Here is a 15,654-nt window from a genome sequence, read left to right on the forward strand (position 1 = left end):
AAGGGAAACAGGACGCCGCCTCACGACCACCACCCGGCAATACTCGCTTTTTCTCAAGGATGGAGCTGCGTCAGGCCGGAATGGCTGATTGACCGCAGAATGACCCTCCGGTTCGCTTGAAGCTTGTTTTGACGGCGCTTCGGGAACGAATACCAGAACAGGGACGACGGGCATTGGCCGACCAGGACGCCACGGATTCTCGTCGCTGTTTTTTTTACAGCACCTGATCCGACCGGCCGCGCAGGCTTAGCGGTTCAAAGTAACGGGAGAGGATGCCCGTATTTAAGAACTCCCCAACGTCCTGAGTCAGTTTCTACTGCGGACTGTTCGGGAGTATCGCTTTTTCGTATCTTGGCGCACCTGTGTTCTCGACGTTTCCGCACGAACAGTGTTGCCTCGATCGACTCGTCGGGAAGCTTTCGTAAGGACCGAGTTAACGGTCTCTTGTCGATCGACATTCCGACAAAAACGTGTCAGTGAATGGCCTACTCAAGCCGGAGTTCCGCACGAAGATGCTCGCCAAACTGACGACTTATTCGTTGCTCGGAATCGACGCGCTGCCGGTGGAGGTCGAAGTCGATATCTCTCCGGGTGCCATGCCCAAAACGATTCTCGTCGGACTGGCCGAGGCCGCAGTCCGCGAGAGCACTCATCGCATCGAAAGAGCGCTTGTCAATTGTGGCTATGTCCGGCCGCTTGATCGGATCGTGATCAATCTGTCGCCCGCGGACCTCCCGAAAGAAGCAGCCTCCTTCGATCTTCCCATTGCGATGGGAATGCTCGTCGCCAGCGGACAACTGACGTCCGACGCACTGAGCCAATACGCCGCCATCGGTGAACTGGCCCTCGACGGGACGATCCGCCCGGCCAAAGGGGCTCTCTCAATGGCCCTCGCCGCCAAAGAGCAGGGCTGGAGAGGGGTCGTGCTGCCCGCTGCCAACGCTCAGGAAGCGGCGGTTGTGGAAGGAATCGATATTATTCCCGTCACGTCCCTGACCGAAGCGGTCGGCTTTTACAGCGGCCAGTTGGAGATTCCTCCCCAACCCTTCAGTTGGGCCGACGCGGTTGCCAGCTACGGGCAATACGGCGTTGATTACTCAGATGTGCGCGGCCAGGAATCAGCCAAGCGAGCCGTCACTGTCGCTGCCGCAGGAGCCCACCATCTGCTGATGCTGGGAAGCCCCGGCACCGGTAAGACGTTGCTGGCCTCGCGGTTAGGAACCATCCTCCCGGAACTCGCCCCCGCAGAAAGTCTCGAGACGACGCGAATCTACAGTGCCGTGGGACGGCTGCAGCCGGGACAGGCCCTTATGCTGCAGCGTCCGTTCCGTTCACCGCACCACACTATCAGCGAAGCAGGACTCGTCGGGGGTGGGAGCATCCCGACACCGGGCGAGATCAGCCTGGCTCACAACGGAATGTTGTTTCTCGACGAGCTCCCCGAATTCAATCGACGCACGCTGGAAGTCCTGCGGCAACCGCTGGAAGATGGTCGCGTCACGATCAGTCGCGCGATGGGCAGCCTGACATTTCCCGCCAACCTGATGCTGGTGGCTGCCATGAATCCCTGCCCGTGCGGCTATTTCGGTGACCCCCGACGCCAGTGCCACTGCAATCCGATGGTGATCGAGCGGTACATGAGCCGTATCAGCGGCCCCTTACTCGATCGACTCGACATCCATATCGAAGTTCCGCCCGTTCCGTTTCGCGAACTGTCGAACCAGACGGCGGGGACCAACAGTGAATCCATGAAGTCCCAGGTCGTCGCGGCCAGAGAAATCCAGCAGCGCCGCTTTGGAAAGGGATCGCTTCGATTGAACGGTCGCATGCCGCCTCAGCAGATCCGCCAGTTCTGTAAACTTGAATCTGACGCAGAATCCCTGCTCAAAAGCGCAATGGAAGAGATGGGTCTTTCGGCTCGGGCTCACGACAAGATTCTGAGGATCAGCCGCACGATTGCCGACCTGGAAGCGAGCGAACGCATCACCGCGTCACACCTCAGCGAAGCGATCAACTACCGCACGCTGGACCGTTCATACTGGAAATAGCCGATTGCGACCCGCGCCAAATTCTGTCGACCGTCAAGACTCTTTTCGCACTGCAGCCTGCCCACTTAAAGCCGCCGGTCTTGCCGTTTGGCAGACAGGAGACTAGGTTGCCCTGACACCCGGCATCAGCCATGCTGTGCCCGGATAGGCGTGTCATGAAATGGACTCACACTGAGTCAGGAAAGGTCAGAACGATGAATCGTGTTGGACGGGTGCAAGTCTGGTGTACCGCTATTCTTTGTCTGGGATTGCTGGGCTCTTCACCGAGTCAGGCCGCCGATACGTCAGCGACATTCCTGGCAGGTGCTTACGCACAGGATATCTCTCCTCAGAAGTTTCCGATCTCGCTGAATGGAGGAATGTCGGACCAACAGGCCAAGGGTGTGCATGATCCACTTCACGCTCGCTGCATCGTGCTGAACTCCAAGAACCCCGCCAGTGACGACAGAACTTCGCTGGCGATTGTCGTCTGCGACAGTTGCATGATTCCGCGCGACCTGATGGACCGGGCAAAAGTGCTCGCTTCGAAGAAGACGGGCATCCCGACGTCCAACATCCTGATTTCGGCCACACACGCCCACTCATGCCCCACCGTCACCGGGGTGTTCCAGAGTGAGCCGGATGCCGACTATGTGGAATTTCTCGTTGAGAAGATTGCGAAGGGAATCGAACAGGCCCAGAGCCAGTTGGAGCCGGCTCGAATCGGCTGGGGGGCAATCGACGAACCATCGCAGTTGTTCAATCGCCGATGGTTGCTGAAAGAAGGGGAAACCGTCGTCAACCCGTTCAACGGAACGTCAGACCGGGCGCTCATGAACCCCGGTCTCGGCAACCCCAAGGTGACGGCATCGATCGGTCTGATCGACCCGCAACTGAGCATCCTGTCGATCCAGTCCCGCAGCGGACGCCCGATCGCGCTGCTGGCGAACTATTCCCTGCATTACGTCGGGGGGGTGGAAGGGGGGCTGGCTTCTGCCGATTACTACGGCGAGTTTGCTCAGCGGATCAAACGACACTTGAACGCCTCGACCGTAGAACCGGCATTCGTCGGCATCATGTCCAACGGGACAAGCGGCGACGTCAACAACGTTGACTTCAGTCAGAAGTCGATTCCTGCACGCGCCCCCTACGAGCAGATTCAGTTTGTCGCCGAACTGCTGGCTCAGGACGCAGTGCGGGTCTGCAATCAGATTCAGTACCAGGACTATGTCCCGCTGGCCTGTCGCGAAAAGGAACTGGAACTGGGTGTCCGCAAGCCCAGCGAACAGGACATTGATCAGGCAAAAATGAAACTTGATTCCATTAAAACCCGGCCGCTGGGTGACATGCCCTCGATCTATGCTCGCGAGACCGTGTTGCTGTCTGAGTATCCTGCGACGGTAAAGGTGAAGGTTCAGGCAATCCGGATCGGCTCCCTGGGAATTGCGACTTCGCCTTGCGAAACGTTCACTGAAACAGGACTTGCCATCAAGAAGGAAAGCCCGTTCAATCAGACGTTCACAATCGAACTGGCGAACGGCTACAACGGTTATCTGCCACCGCCCGGGCAATTCCTGTTAGGGGGTTACGAAACATGGCGCGCCCGATCCAGCTACCTCGCTGAGGACTCGGAACCCAAGATTCGGGCGACCGCTCTCGAACTGTTGTCAGAACTGAATAAGTGATTGGATAGACGATGATGCAACGAGTGCTGGCATTGATCCTGGCAGGAGGCAAGGGGACACGACTGGAACCACTGACACGCGACCGCGCTAAACCTGCGGTCCCGTTCGGTGGGGCTTATCGGATCATCGACTTCGCTCTCTCCAATTGCATCAACAGTGGGCTGCGAAAAATCCTGGTGATGACGCAGTTCAAGTCCGCCAGTCTCGACCGGCATCTGAATCTGGGCTGGAGATTTCTTTGCCGCGAACTGAACGAGTACATCGACGTGCTGCCTCCCCAGCAGCGCGTTGATTCGAACTGGTATCAGGGAACGGCCGACGCCGTCTACCAGAACATCTATTCCATCGAACAGGCGGGTTCTGATTACATCGTCATCCTGTCGGGTGACCACATCTACAAGATGGATTATGCGGACCTGCTGAAGGATCACATTGAATCCAAAGCCGCTCTGACCATCGGCTGCATTCCGTGCACCCTCGAAGAGGGACGGGAATTCGGGGTGATGGAAATTGATCATTCCCGCAAGATCATCAGCTTTGAGGAAAAGCCAGCACAGCCAAAACCGCTGCCAGGTGACCCCAAACGCTGCATGGCTTCGATGGGGATCTATGTCTTCAACACGAACTTCCTGTTCGACCAGTTGTGTCGTGATGCGACTGATCCCCGCAGTTCTCACGACTTCGGCAAAGACATTATCCCCACACTGATCCAGTCAAAGCTGGTGCGAGCATTTCCGTTCCACGACAAGAACACGGGGCGCAGCCTTTACTGGCGCGATGTCGGAACGCTTGACGCGTATTACGCCGCGAATATGGATCTGGTCGCCGTTGAACCGGAACTTAACTTGTACGACCGGTCCTGGCCGCTCAAAACTTACATGCCTCAGGAGCCCCCTCCCAAGTTTGTCTTCGCTCAAACAGCCGGAGCCAACCCGAGAACGGGCCATGCGCTCGACAGTATGGTCTGCTCGGGCTCGATCCTCTCTGGCGGGACCGTCCGGCGTTCTGTGCTCGGCTACAACGTACGCGTGAACAGTTGGGCGACGGTCGAAGACTCGATTCTCTTCGACGGAGTTGAGATCGGTCGGAACTGCAAGATCCGACGAGCCATCATCGACAAACGGGTCCAACTGCCGGAAGGAACGACGGTCGGTTACGACTTGGCCCAGGACCGTGCGGCGGGCTACACCGTGACCGATTCAGGAATTGTCGTCATCGGGAAGGCGGATTAACCGCGACGCAATCGCCAGGGAACCTCGAGACCGTGGCATTCCATCTGCACGGGATTGGCAAGGACCTGCTCAACAGGTCCGTCTGCCTGGATCTTACCACCATCCAGCACGAACGCGCGCTGACACAGATCCAGAGCAAAGTCCAGATCGTGGGTGGCAATGATCTGCGTCCCTTTAAAGCTGCGCAGGATCTCGAGCAGTTGGCGGCGAGCTCGCGGATCCAGATTGCTCGTCGGCTCATCAAGGACCAGCATCGACGGTTCACAGGCCAGCACACCTGCCAGACAAACGCGTTTGCGTTCGCCCGTGCTGAGTTGTGACGGATTTCGTGCACCGTGCTCGGGAAGGCTGACCGCTGCCAGACTGCGGTTCACGCGAAGCATGACTTCGGCTTGAGCCAGTCCCAGGTTGAGCGGGCCGAACGCCACATCTTCCCGGACGGTGGGGCAGAACAACTGATCGTCGGGATCCTGGAAAAGAAAGCCAACCTTCCGTCTCACTTCGGGGAGACGGCCTTTGATGACCGGGATCGACTCGATAAAGACCTGTGCCTGGGCTTCCTGTGTCATTGCAGGACTGGGTAACAACCCGTTCAGATGCATCAGCAAGGTTGACTTGCCGGCACCACTGGGACCGACCACGGCAATTCGTTCCCCCTGATCCACACAACAGGAAAGATCTTCCAGCGCCACGCGGCCGTTCGGGTATCGAAACGAGAGCTTGCGAAGTTCAATCGCTCTCATCGGGGGTGCGGCGTTCATGTTACCTTTCTCGAATCATCACCGAGGAATTTTGGTGAACCATCCCAACCCCGGGCCAGCATGGCATGATGAGTTCGCTCGGCACGCTCCATGGCACGTAACAGAAGCAGTCCGATGAGCTGAGCATTCGTTGTCCATTTCATCCACAGTGAGGCCGTACCGAAATCGCGTGCATCCCGCGCATTGCGAAGCCGGTTCACTTCGTCCCAGAGAATGAAAATGTAACGGTACATGAAGGCCAGCATCGCCACGAGCAATGCCGGGCACTTCCAGTTCCGCAATGTCATCAGCAGTTCCGGAAAGGGAAGGACGTGAATCAGCCACAACCCTGCCAGAAATGAGATCAGACAGCGTAACCAGAGTCCGATCGTCCAGACCCATGCCGCTTCCCGATCCATCTGCGCCAGCGGGATGGATAAACCGAAGATCAGCAGCATGGGCAGGAAGAGCCCCACGCGCCGTGCCAGATAGCCGAGTTCGATACCCGCCAGACTGAGTCCTGCAAAGACGAAAGCCATGAGCAGCCCCTGAGCGGGCCAGTGTTCAGCAGGAATCAGACTCGAAAGGATGATGACCGCCAAGGTCATGCCGAGTTTGGTATTCGGCGACAACGCATGACAAGGGCTGACTGATTTGATGGCTTCCCCACTAGTTGCCATGAACACCATCCGCAGCCAGAGCAGGGCTGTTCCAGCGTGCCGCCTTTCCAAGGGTCACCGCAATCGCGAAGACGGCCGTGGTCCCAAGAACTCCGGCAAGCGAAGTGGCCAGAATCGGCCATCCCGCCCCCTCGAGACCGGGGATGGCATAGTCATCCAGGACAAGGGCCTCACGTTCAACATTCAGTACGTCCATCCCTGTCGTTTCCGCGACCATGTCCAGGCCGTCAGGATTCTCCGAGGCGAAAGGAGCGACAAACGCCGCCACGGCCAAAGCGGCCATGAATCCCGCGATGGCAAAAGCGCCCACGTTCCCCGCGCGACTTTCGGGCTGAGACGAAGGGACCAGATCGGGACGTCTCGACAACACGAATCCAACGATCCCCCCGGTGATCAAGGCTTCTCCGACCCCGATCAACGCATGGTAGAGAACCATCAGGGTTAAGATGCTGCGGAGACTGAAGCCTCGTGAACCTGCTGAGAGGCCAAACTCGACACAGAACAGCGTGGCCGCCGCCAGCACAGAAAGCCACGCCGCAATCACAGCAGCAGGGACAGCGGAGACAGAACGGTTTCCCATCCACTTACGCAGCGTGGCATAAATCGCATACCCGCCCCACGCTCCCACCACACCCATATTCAGGATATTGGCCCCCAGCGAGAGCAACCCGCCGTCGTTGAACAATACCGCCTGTACGATTAACACGAGCGAAATGGCCAGGCATCCCGCCCAAGGACCCAGGATGACCGAAGCCAGCACTCCCCCCAGCAGGTGTCCCGACACGGGCAGTCCAATCAAGGGGAAATTGACCATCTGCCCGGCGAAGATCACGGCCGCCAACATGCCAGTCAGCGGAACAGCGCGATCCTCCAGATCGAAGCGGAGCTTACGCAAGCTGAATCCGATTGCGGAAAGACTCAGCAGGCCTGTGACAAGACACACCTCAGGGCTCAGGATTCCATCTCGGATATGCATATTCGGAAACTCATCTCATTGACTGAGGTTATGTTGCCAGATTTTCATCGCTTCAACACGGGATTCCACACCGACTGTTCCGACTGGACCCGTGTCCCGAACGGGCGTCGTAGCGGGGAAGGACGAAATGTTGGGCAAGGTTGAATGTCGGCGATACTTTAGCGGTTAAGGTTTTGTGCATTCCAGCAGCTGGAGAAAGTTTTTCCGTTCTAACGGCTGCCCAGAGTATCCAGCGCGTTAAATATCGACCTTGTGCGCCGCCGATGTCTCCACCGGTTCGGAAAGGATCGAGTCGACGGCGGCGAAAAGCCGCTGATTGAAGTCGGGAAGCTCGAGTTGATCGACGACTTGCCGGGCTTGCTCCGCGAATCGGGGTGAGTCCTTCAGGCGTCGGAGAGCCGCCACGAGTCGAGACACACTCAGGCGACGCGAAGAAACCACGACACCACACCCCAGTTCGGCGACCCGACGGGCATTATCCGGCTGGTCATGAGCAAACGGAACCAGAATCTGGGGACGTCCCGAGGCCAGTGCCTGACTGGTCGTCCCCACTCCACACTGATGGACGACGATCTCTGCCCGAGGAAACAACCCTGAAAAAGGTTCATAATCCGAAACGTGTACGTTCGGATCCGACATCGCTGCGGCGGGAACGCGATGCGGATTTTTTCCGACCAGCAGGACAGCCCGCATCCCCAGCTTCTTCACCGCCTGATAGGCCACTTCATAATAGTTTGTCTGCATTCGCACGACCGCTGACCCCAGCGTGAACACGACAGGAGCATCCCCCGCGTCGAGAAATCGTCTCAGCCCCTCGGAGATGTCGCGGGTCGTCTCTTCATCAAACAGAGGAAACCCGACGTGATGCACGTTCCCGGGCCAGTCCGGCTTTGCCGAGGCGAACGAGCGAGGGAACAACGCCAGTGTGCCATAAGGCGAAAACCCCTCCGTCAGCATATTGACGGTCGAAGCTGGCAGCCCGATCCGTGCGCGCAGGGCTCCGATCGGCTTCTGCCAGGGGATCGTCGCTTTCGCCATCAGGTCCAGCAACCCGCGCATGAAACGCGGACCGAGAAACTTGAGACGAGGAAGAATCGTCAGAAAACCGAGTGCGGGGGGATCGTATGCAGAAAAGAAAATGGATGGCTGCAGCGCGGTCGATATCCAGGGAATCCGCAACTCTTCGGCCATGATCGGCGCGGCAAAGGTAAGGACATGACTGATGATCAGGTCATGCGTCGCCGCTTCCGACTTAATCGTCTCATAGCTGGCCTCCAGATAGGGCATGATCAGCACGCGAATGATGAATTCCGACCCATGAATCGAATGATTGGCTTTCGCCGCCCACTCGTCATCGGGCCCCAATTCCTCAAACCCCGGTTTCATCGGCACGAATCGAACCCCAAGTCGCTCCACCTGATCCCGGTACTCCGGATGCGTCGCGATCGATACTTCGTCACCCCGGCTTTTGAGCGCTCTCGCCATCGCCAGATAGGGGTGCAGATCACCGTAGGACCCGAATGTGGTCAGCAGTACTTTGCGCACTTTAGGCAACTCGACGACTTGAGGAAGTTTGAGGGAAGTCACAACGACTTCTGAGTTGATGAGCGGCATCGCCGCCGAGACTGTTCCGATTTCCGTGATCAACACGTTCTAACCGAATGCCGGTCCGAAAAGAAAATGTGGTGGCACGGTCACGGCGCTGGGGAACCTCGGGTGAGACCACTCTCTATGGGGGCGTGACAGGCATGGAGGACGTCCATACAGGCCTGGTTTCGACCACGGAAATTCTTCGTAAGTCTTCGCGTGAGCGGAAGAATCGTTCAATTGCAAGATCAAAAAGGCATGGTATCAATGTTCACTTCCGGAAGCACGAAATGCGGATAATGCCCATTGCGGCATTTCGATTTCTCTGATATCAATCGGTCCTTCCAGCGAAGGTTTCGGCTCGCCATTCCAAGGATTGGAACTGCGTCGGCCCGGTGACATGGATGCCACCCGGTTGGGCAAGGAGATAGCCCGTTGACTGTTGCCTCAACACAAAAGTTGCGTGTGTTGTTCGTTGATGACGAACAAGCCATTCGCGACGTGATGAAAATTGAACTTCCTCGCATGGGACACGATGTTGTCATGTGTGAGGATGGACACGCCGCTCTGAAGGCACTCGACAAGCAGGCCTTTGATGCGGCCATCGTTGACCTGCGAATGCCAGGTCTCAGCGGATGGGATGTCATCGAACACATCAAAAAGGTCTCGCCAGAGACGGAAGTGATTATCAGCACCGGCCACGGAGATATGGATGCTGCCATTCAAGGCATCCGCCTGGGGGCATATGACTTCCTCCGTAAACCCTGGAAAATGGCCGAGATTGCGGCCTCGCTAAAGCGTGTCGCCGAAAAACGAACGCTCACCAACAAGACAATCGCTCTCGAAAGTCGGCTGAAAGCCGTCGAAGGCTCGCCAGATCTGATTGGCCATTCGCCTCCGATGCTGCGAGTCAAAAAGCTCTGCGAAAAGATCGCCCCCACGGATTCCAGCGTCCTGATCCAGGGCGAAACGGGAACCGGTAAGGAACTGGTGGCTCGTCGGATTCACGACCTCAGCCAGCGAGCCAATATGCCGTTCGTGCCCGTCAACTGCGGTGCACTGGCCGAGAATCTCGTCGAAAGTGAACTCTTCGGACACGGCAAAGGTGCCTACACAGGTGCCGAGAAGTCTCGAAAAGGACTGATCGAAGTCGCCAACGGGGGAACGCTGTTCCTCGACGAATTCGGGGAACTCGATAAGTCGATGCAGGTCAAGCTGCTGCGATTCCTTGAATCGGGCGAAGTCCGACGGGTCGGTGAAAACGAAGCCTTCCACGTCGACGTCCGAGTTGTCTGTGCAACGAATCGCAATATCCAGAAGATGGTTGCTGAAGGACTCTTCCGCGAAGACCTTTACTTCCGCATCAATACATTCGAAATTCCCCTGCCGCCGCTGCGCGAACGTCGGGATGACATTCCCGAACTCGCACGGACTCTGATCTCACGCTATCTCAAACGCCGCGATATCCCCGAGTCGATTCTGTCGGCCGAGGCGATTACCGTGCTCAAGCAGCACGACTGGCCCGGGAACGTGCGAGAACTGGCGAACGCCCTGGAACGAGCACTCATCATGTCGGATGGCGTCACCATCCGGCCCGAGGATCTTCCCTCTCACCTGCACCGGTATATCGACGCACCGCAGACGCTGCCTGTCTCGGCCGCGGTCCAGTCCTCGCCGAAAACCCTGCGGGAAATCGAGATGGACATGATCTACAAGGCGCTCGACAAGTATCAAGGAGACAAGCCGAAGGCGGCTGCTGAACTCGGTATCGCCCTGAAGACGTTGTACAACAAACTGAACGCCGACCAGACGCGAGCGGCAGGCTGATTCTGTCAAGGCGACTGGCACAGCCACAAATGGGGGGCATCACCTTCACCGGGATGCCCTCAGGCACCCAAGCCCCCCCTCAGTCCCGAGGTTCATCCTCGAAGGGATGCAGGAAACCGATTCGCTTGTCCTTGGGTAACGCGTCGAGCAGATGTTCAGCGATGTGGAAGTCGTCCTGTGTGGTGATTTTCAGGTTCAGAGGTGACCCCGGCACGACTTTGACTGTCGCTCCGAACCGCTCTACTAATTCCGCCTCGTCTGTCGGCTGATACGACCCACGTTGAGCGTAGGCGTCGAGCAAAAGTTGACGCCGAAACACCTGCGGGGTCTGTGCTGCCCAGAGATGAGCACGCGACACTGTCTGCTGGATACTGTGATCTTCACCGACCCGCTTCAGCGTACTGGTCACGGGGTTTGCGAGTATTGCCGCGTCATGCTTTTCAGCGGCGGCGAAGACTTCGTCAATCCACTGTTTGACAATCAATGGTCTGGCCGCATCGTGGACCGCGACGAAATCCACATCGGCCCGTACCCGAGCCAGCCCGCGCTCGACTGAGTCAGCCCGCTCGGCTCCCCCCGTTACGACCTCGATGTCCATGAACGCCAGGTTAGCGCGAAACTTCTCTTTGAATGATTCGAGATCCTCAGGGGAAACGACAATGATCGTTTGAACGACGTCGCCGCGGTTCACAAACTGTTCGGCCGTCCGCACCCAGACAGGGCGACCTTTCAGCTCGACAAAAACCTTTCTGCGCTGTTTTGAGAACCGGCTGCTTTTCCCGGCAGCGGGCAGAATCACAGCAAATTTGGGCATGATGAACTCGAAGGCTTCGGGAAGGTCAAAAGCAAATAGATCTGACGAGTTCCTTTATTCTAGGAAGAATCGGACAGCGCACAACCGGTGACGCTCCGCCAGATCAATGTCGACGGCCCCATTTACGGCCGCGCAGGACGCTTCGATCAAAGTGATAGACTCAGACGGAATCCGGGCGTTATACTGACGCGAGTAACAGACAACAGGTCACTCGTTGCCGTTCTCACCTTTCCCTTTCATTGGAATTCGAGGTGCATTCATGGCTCTGTTTGAAATCGAGACCGACGCACACATCATGATCGCCTGGGCTGAAGATCAGGCAGGCGCTGAAGCCATTACCCTGTCGAACTACCCGGAAGACCACATCAAGCGCATTGCCCGACGTCCCCACGATGTCTGGGTGATTTCAAAAAGATTGCTCGGGATCGAAGGAACGGGAGAACCGTGTGACAGAGCACGGGATTGCCTGAGTCGTTCACACGGCGACAAAGTCCACGCCATCCGGTTATACATGCACGACACCGGAACGGACCTGCACGAAGCTCAACGGGTCATTGAAACAAACATGTCATTAGGATGGTGAGTTGAACCGATCACGTCATACTGCTGCCTGGCCCTCTCGCTCCCTCGAGAGGGCGTTCTGCATGCCGTTGACCTGACAACTTAGTTCACAGCTCTCACTTCGTCTGCTCAAGCTTTCGGGCTGAACCTGGTGCTTCGAACTTGAGCACGGTCTCTTGAAAGCGTCTTTTTCCTTCTTCGACGACGCGCCTGATTTCCTGAGCACTCTGCTCACTCTCACGTCGCAGTTCTGCGATCATCTCGATCGATTCGATCTGGTAATCCGAGATCGCAGTGACAAGTTTCTCGACCGATTCAGGGCGGATCGTCGAACCGTAACCCGCTTTGATGGCGGCTCGTTCCAGTTCCCGGCCCAGCTCCGCCACATCCTCGAGCCCCTTGTTGACCCCTTCTTTCATCGCCTCGGTCGACTTCGTCGCTTCGTTTAAACCTTGTTGCGAGGTATAGACCGTCCCCAGAATCGTGAAGACGTGCTCATTGGTCGTAAAGAAGGTGACCGAGCGGCGATAGACCTGATCCTTGACATCATGTGTCTGTTTGAGCTTGGTCACAAGCGTTTCACCGACGTCATAACCGACACTCAGGTTCTCGGCGATATCTTTAAGTAATTGATAGGTACGATCTTCTTTTTCGAACGCGTAGCGCGCTTCGTCGCGGGTGAGTTCCAGCTTTGAACGCTTACCCGGTTCCTCATTCACTGCGGCAGTCACCGCTTCCTGAGCCTCGGAAAGAGCCTCCTGGGCCTTCAGCAGCTTCGGAGTATGCTCATCGAGAACTTCACGGGCAAGGACTTCGGCTTGCTTCAACGCGAAGCGAAAGTCGATGTAGGCGTCCATAATCGCCTCTTCCCGCAGCAACTGGTCTTTCGTATCAACCGAAACACTCTTGTAGAGTTCTGCGATCTTCTCGAAACGAGCGGAAGGAGTACCGCGACGCAGACGCATCCAGAGGTTCTGTGCTCTCTCGGGAATGCTGAACCTGCCGTCGTCCAGTTGCCGAATCAGCATCTTCGAATCTTCGCGGATCGAATCGAACATCTGCGTAATTTCGAGATAGCGAGTCCCGATGTTGATGCTCTCAACATTGTCACGCACGAGCTGGTTGAACGTGCTCATATGCTGAATGGTCTTGGCAATCGCCAGCACCTTGGGTTCGTCGACGTCTTTCACTTCGTCCAGCATTTTGACGAGTTCGGTCGGTTCATTGGACGTGGCGACACCGAACTTTTTCAGCGCACCGACGGCTCTGTCCAGGTAGACCTGGATTCCCGCAGGCATGGCGGGAATGACTTCAGTGGTGGTGTCACTACGACTACCTTGAGAAGACGATTTGGCCATAGTCCAATTACCCTTCTGGAGATTGAGAGACAGTCCGATGGACGGCTTTGAAGGTGAAAGGAAGAGAGAGGTGCCGTATCGATGCCGCTCTAATCTACCAACCTGAAAATGCGATCGCGACCCTCTCCAGCGACAGATTCCACCCTGTGTTTACCCGGCCTGGCCATACTTCTGCGCCGCGCTAGAGGTCGCTCAGGTCGTGCCGAACAGCGTATTGAGCCAGTTCCAGAGCGGCGGCCCCAGAATCAGCAGACCAATGACGATGGCTGTCAAACTGAGGATCAGCACCCCTGCGGCGGCGACGTCTTTGGCCACTTTCGCTTGAGCGTGCCATTCGGGAGAGAGCAGATCGACGATTGCTTCGACAGTCGTATTGATCGTTTCGGCTGCCAGCACACCCCCGATGATCAACACCAGCAGACTGAGTCGCGCCGTATCCAGCCCCAGTCCCCCCGCAACGAGAAGTACAAGGGTCCCCGCGACCAGATGAATTTTCGCATTTCGCTGGGTTCGGACGGTGTAAACCAGCCCGTCCCATGCGTGTGAGACACTGCGGAAAAACCCGGGTTGCTTCACGTAACGTCGACTCCTGCAGCGTCCAATTCGCGCGATCGCCCTGATCCGTGAACGGCATCGGATACTGGCTGGCACCAAGACGTCATAATTAACCAAGTCCCCGGAGAAATTGAAACGGCAGCGGGCAGGGTGAGCGGCTGTTGTAACGCGAGGTCGAAATCCGCCGCAGTGAAGAGACCCTCGCATCGCAAGCGGACACGACACGTCCGTCTCCGGGCCAAAATTCCCCCGCATTCGTCGGTTCGGAATCAGTTTCTTTCACGGAGAGACCAGCATCCACAGAGTTAGTAGCCGAAATGGGCTGCGCCAACTACGATGCACAAGACTCGTTTTCAAAAACGTCAATTTTCGCACCCGTTTAGTACGACGAACATGACCGAAGACATTCTGTTACGCATTCAACGCAAAGTGGACAACTCAGAGAGAATCACTCCCGAAGAGGGTCTGTACCTCGACGAGCATGTTGATTTGATGACTCTGGGTCGCCTGGCAAACCAGATTCGCGAGCGGAAGAACGGCAACTTCGCCTACTACAACACCAACGTCCACTTGAACCCGACGAACGTGTGCGTCTATCGCTGCCGCTTCTGCGCATTCCGGGCAGACCTGCGCGACGCCAAAGCGTACGTCTTCGACGATCAGATGCTGCGCGACCGGGTACTCGAAGCCCGTGCGAATGGCGCAACCGAAATCCACGTCGTCGGCGGCCTGCACCACCAGAAAAAGTTCGACTGGTATTTGAATATCGTCCGGGTGCTGCACGAAACCTGCCCCGAAATCCACATCAAGGCCTGGACGGCCGTCGAAATCGGCTGGTTCAGCTTCATCACCAAAAAGCCTGTGGAATGGGTGCTGAAGGAACTGATCGACGCCGGGCTGGGAAGCATGCCCGGAGGTGGTGCCGAAATCTTCCATCCGGAAATCCGCGATCAGCTCTGTGAGCACAAAGCCGATTCCGTGAACTGGATCGCCATTCACCGCGCTGCACACGAACTTGGCCTGCGGTCGAATGCAACGATGCTCTATGGACACATCGAACAGGCAAAGCATCGGATCGATCACCTGTGCCAGCTTCGCGCCCTTCAAGATGACACGAAGGGGTTCCAGACCTTCATCCCGCTGGCGTTTCATCCTGAAAACACAGGTCTCGATTCCATCCCCAAACCGACGGGAAGCATGGACCTGCGAATGATCGCCCTCTCGCGAATCATGCTGGACAACTTCGACCATATTAAAGCCTACTGGATCATGCTGGGTGAGCAGATCGCTCAGGTGGCTCTGGGATTTGGTGCCGATGACATCGACGGAACCGTGGTCCACGAAATCATCTATCACGACGCGGGAGCCAAAACGCCCGAAGGCCTGACAGTTGAGCACCTGCACCGCCTGATTCGCGAAACCGGCCGCGATCCTGTCGAACGAGACACCCTCTACCGCCGCGTGATCCGTGACGGTGCCCAGTGGAGTGTTGGCGAACCGCTGATGGCGAGTTAGACTTTTTCGTCATCCGATCTGGCCCTTTCTCAAATCAGCCCGGAACCCGTCTGCCCAGTGCGGAACCCCCAGCTGACATCCTTGAGAGATCGCTTGA

The 15,654-nt window shown here is 57.1% G+C and carries 13 protein-coding genes; 6 read left to right on the forward strand and 7 right to left on the reverse strand.

Translation table 11 applies throughout. The annotated features are described in order from the left end of the window. Window positions 1-512: 512 nt before the first annotated feature. The 3 genes from ACGY09_RS11510 (at window position 513) to glgC (ending at window position 4,944) form a co-directional block, all read left to right on the forward strand. On the forward strand, window positions 513-2,048 hold the full coding sequence (locus ACGY09_RS11510; RefSeq protein WP_397571871.1) for a YifB family Mg chelatase-like AAA ATPase: 1,536 nt from the start codon (window positions 513-515) through the stop codon (window positions 2,046-2,048). A gap of 194 nt (window positions 2,049-2,242) precedes the next feature. Next, window positions 2,243-3,712 carry a neutral/alkaline non-lysosomal ceramidase N-terminal domain-containing protein gene (locus ACGY09_RS11515; protein ID WP_373650111.1) on the forward strand — a complete coding sequence of 490 codons (1,470 nt, stop codon included), beginning with the start codon at window positions 2,243-2,245 and terminating at the stop codon, window positions 3,710-3,712. Window positions 3,713-3,726: 14 nt separating this feature from the next. After that, entirely contained in the window at window positions 3,727-4,944 is a 1,218-nt protein-coding gene (glgC, locus tag ACGY09_RS11520; RefSeq protein WP_373653850.1) for a glucose-1-phosphate adenylyltransferase, read from the forward strand. Here glgC and ACGY09_RS11525 read toward each other — a convergent pair. The 4 genes from ACGY09_RS11525 to ACGY09_RS11540 all read right to left on the reverse strand — a co-directional run bounded on the left by ACGY09_RS11525 (window position 4,941) and on the right by ACGY09_RS11540 (window position 8,990). Further along, a complete protein-coding gene (locus ACGY09_RS11525; RefSeq protein ID WP_397571640.1) occupies window positions 4,941-5,705 on the reverse strand; it encodes an energy-coupling factor ABC transporter ATP-binding protein in 765 nt (254 codons plus the stop codon). The genes glgC and ACGY09_RS11525 overlap by 4 nt on opposite strands. Then, window positions 5,702-6,364 (reverse strand): cobalt ECF transporter T component CbiQ, encoded by a 663-nt coding sequence (cbiQ, locus tag ACGY09_RS11530; RefSeq protein WP_397571641.1) that lies wholly within the window; start codon window positions 6,362-6,364, stop codon window positions 5,702-5,704. The genes ACGY09_RS11525 and cbiQ overlap by 4 nt, the downstream gene beginning before the upstream one ends. Next, complete coding sequence (locus ACGY09_RS11535; RefSeq protein WP_373650108.1) at window positions 6,354-7,340, reverse strand: energy-coupling factor ABC transporter permease; 987 nt, start codon at window positions 7,338-7,340, stop codon at window positions 6,354-6,356. Before ACGY09_RS11535 ends, cbiQ begins: the two co-directional genes overlap by 11 nt. A gap of 237 nt (window positions 7,341-7,577) precedes the next feature. Beyond that, on the reverse strand, window positions 7,578-8,990 hold the full coding sequence (locus ACGY09_RS11540; protein WP_397571642.1) for a glycosyltransferase: 1,413 nt from the start codon (window positions 8,988-8,990) through the stop codon (window positions 7,578-7,580). A gap of 372 nt (window positions 8,991-9,362) precedes the next feature. Here ACGY09_RS11540 and ACGY09_RS11545 point away from each other — a divergent pair, with 372 nt between their 5' ends. Beyond that, complete coding sequence (locus ACGY09_RS11545; RefSeq protein WP_373650106.1) at window positions 9,363-10,754, forward strand: sigma-54-dependent transcriptional regulator; 1,392 nt, start codon at window positions 9,363-9,365, stop codon at window positions 10,752-10,754. A gap of 79 nt (window positions 10,755-10,833) precedes the next feature. Here the strand turns inward: ACGY09_RS11545 and ispD are convergent, their stop codons facing one another. Next, a complete protein-coding gene (ispD, locus tag ACGY09_RS11550; protein ID WP_397571643.1) occupies window positions 10,834-11,568 on the reverse strand; it encodes a 2-C-methyl-D-erythritol 4-phosphate cytidylyltransferase in 735 nt (244 codons plus the stop codon). A gap of 259 nt (window positions 11,569-11,827) precedes the next feature. Here ispD and ACGY09_RS11555 point away from each other — a divergent pair, with 259 nt between their 5' ends. Then, complete coding sequence (locus ACGY09_RS11555; RefSeq protein WP_373650104.1) at window positions 11,828-12,151, forward strand: DUF6793 family protein; 324 nt, start codon at window positions 11,828-11,830, stop codon at window positions 12,149-12,151. 94 nt (window positions 12,152-12,245) lie between these two features. Here the strand turns inward: ACGY09_RS11555 and ACGY09_RS11560 are convergent, their stop codons facing one another. Both ACGY09_RS11560 and ACGY09_RS11565 read right to left on the reverse strand, forming a co-directional pair. Then, the gene (locus ACGY09_RS11560; protein WP_373650103.1) at window positions 12,246-13,487 is read right to left on the reverse strand and encodes a cell surface protein; all 1,242 of its coding nucleotides are present in this window, start codon (window positions 13,485-13,487) and stop codon (window positions 12,246-12,248) included. A gap of 192 nt (window positions 13,488-13,679) precedes the next feature. Next, window positions 13,680-14,063, reverse strand: coding sequence for a diacylglycerol kinase family protein (locus ACGY09_RS11565; RefSeq protein ID WP_373650102.1), 384 nt, complete (start codon window positions 14,061-14,063; stop codon window positions 13,680-13,682). Window positions 14,064-14,435: 372 nt separating this feature from the next. Here ACGY09_RS11565 and mqnE point away from each other — a divergent pair, with 372 nt between their 5' ends. Then, window positions 14,436-15,557, forward strand: coding sequence for an aminofutalosine synthase MqnE (gene mqnE / locus ACGY09_RS11570; RefSeq protein WP_373650101.1), 1,122 nt, complete (start codon window positions 14,436-14,438; stop codon window positions 15,555-15,557). The last annotated feature ends 97 nt before the right edge of the window (window positions 15,558-15,654 follow it).

The sequence above is a fragment of the Schlesneria sphaerica genome, from assembly GCF_044336245.1.
Taxonomy (GTDB): domain Bacteria; phylum Planctomycetota; class Planctomycetia; order Planctomycetales; family Planctomycetaceae; genus Schlesneria; species Schlesneria sphaerica.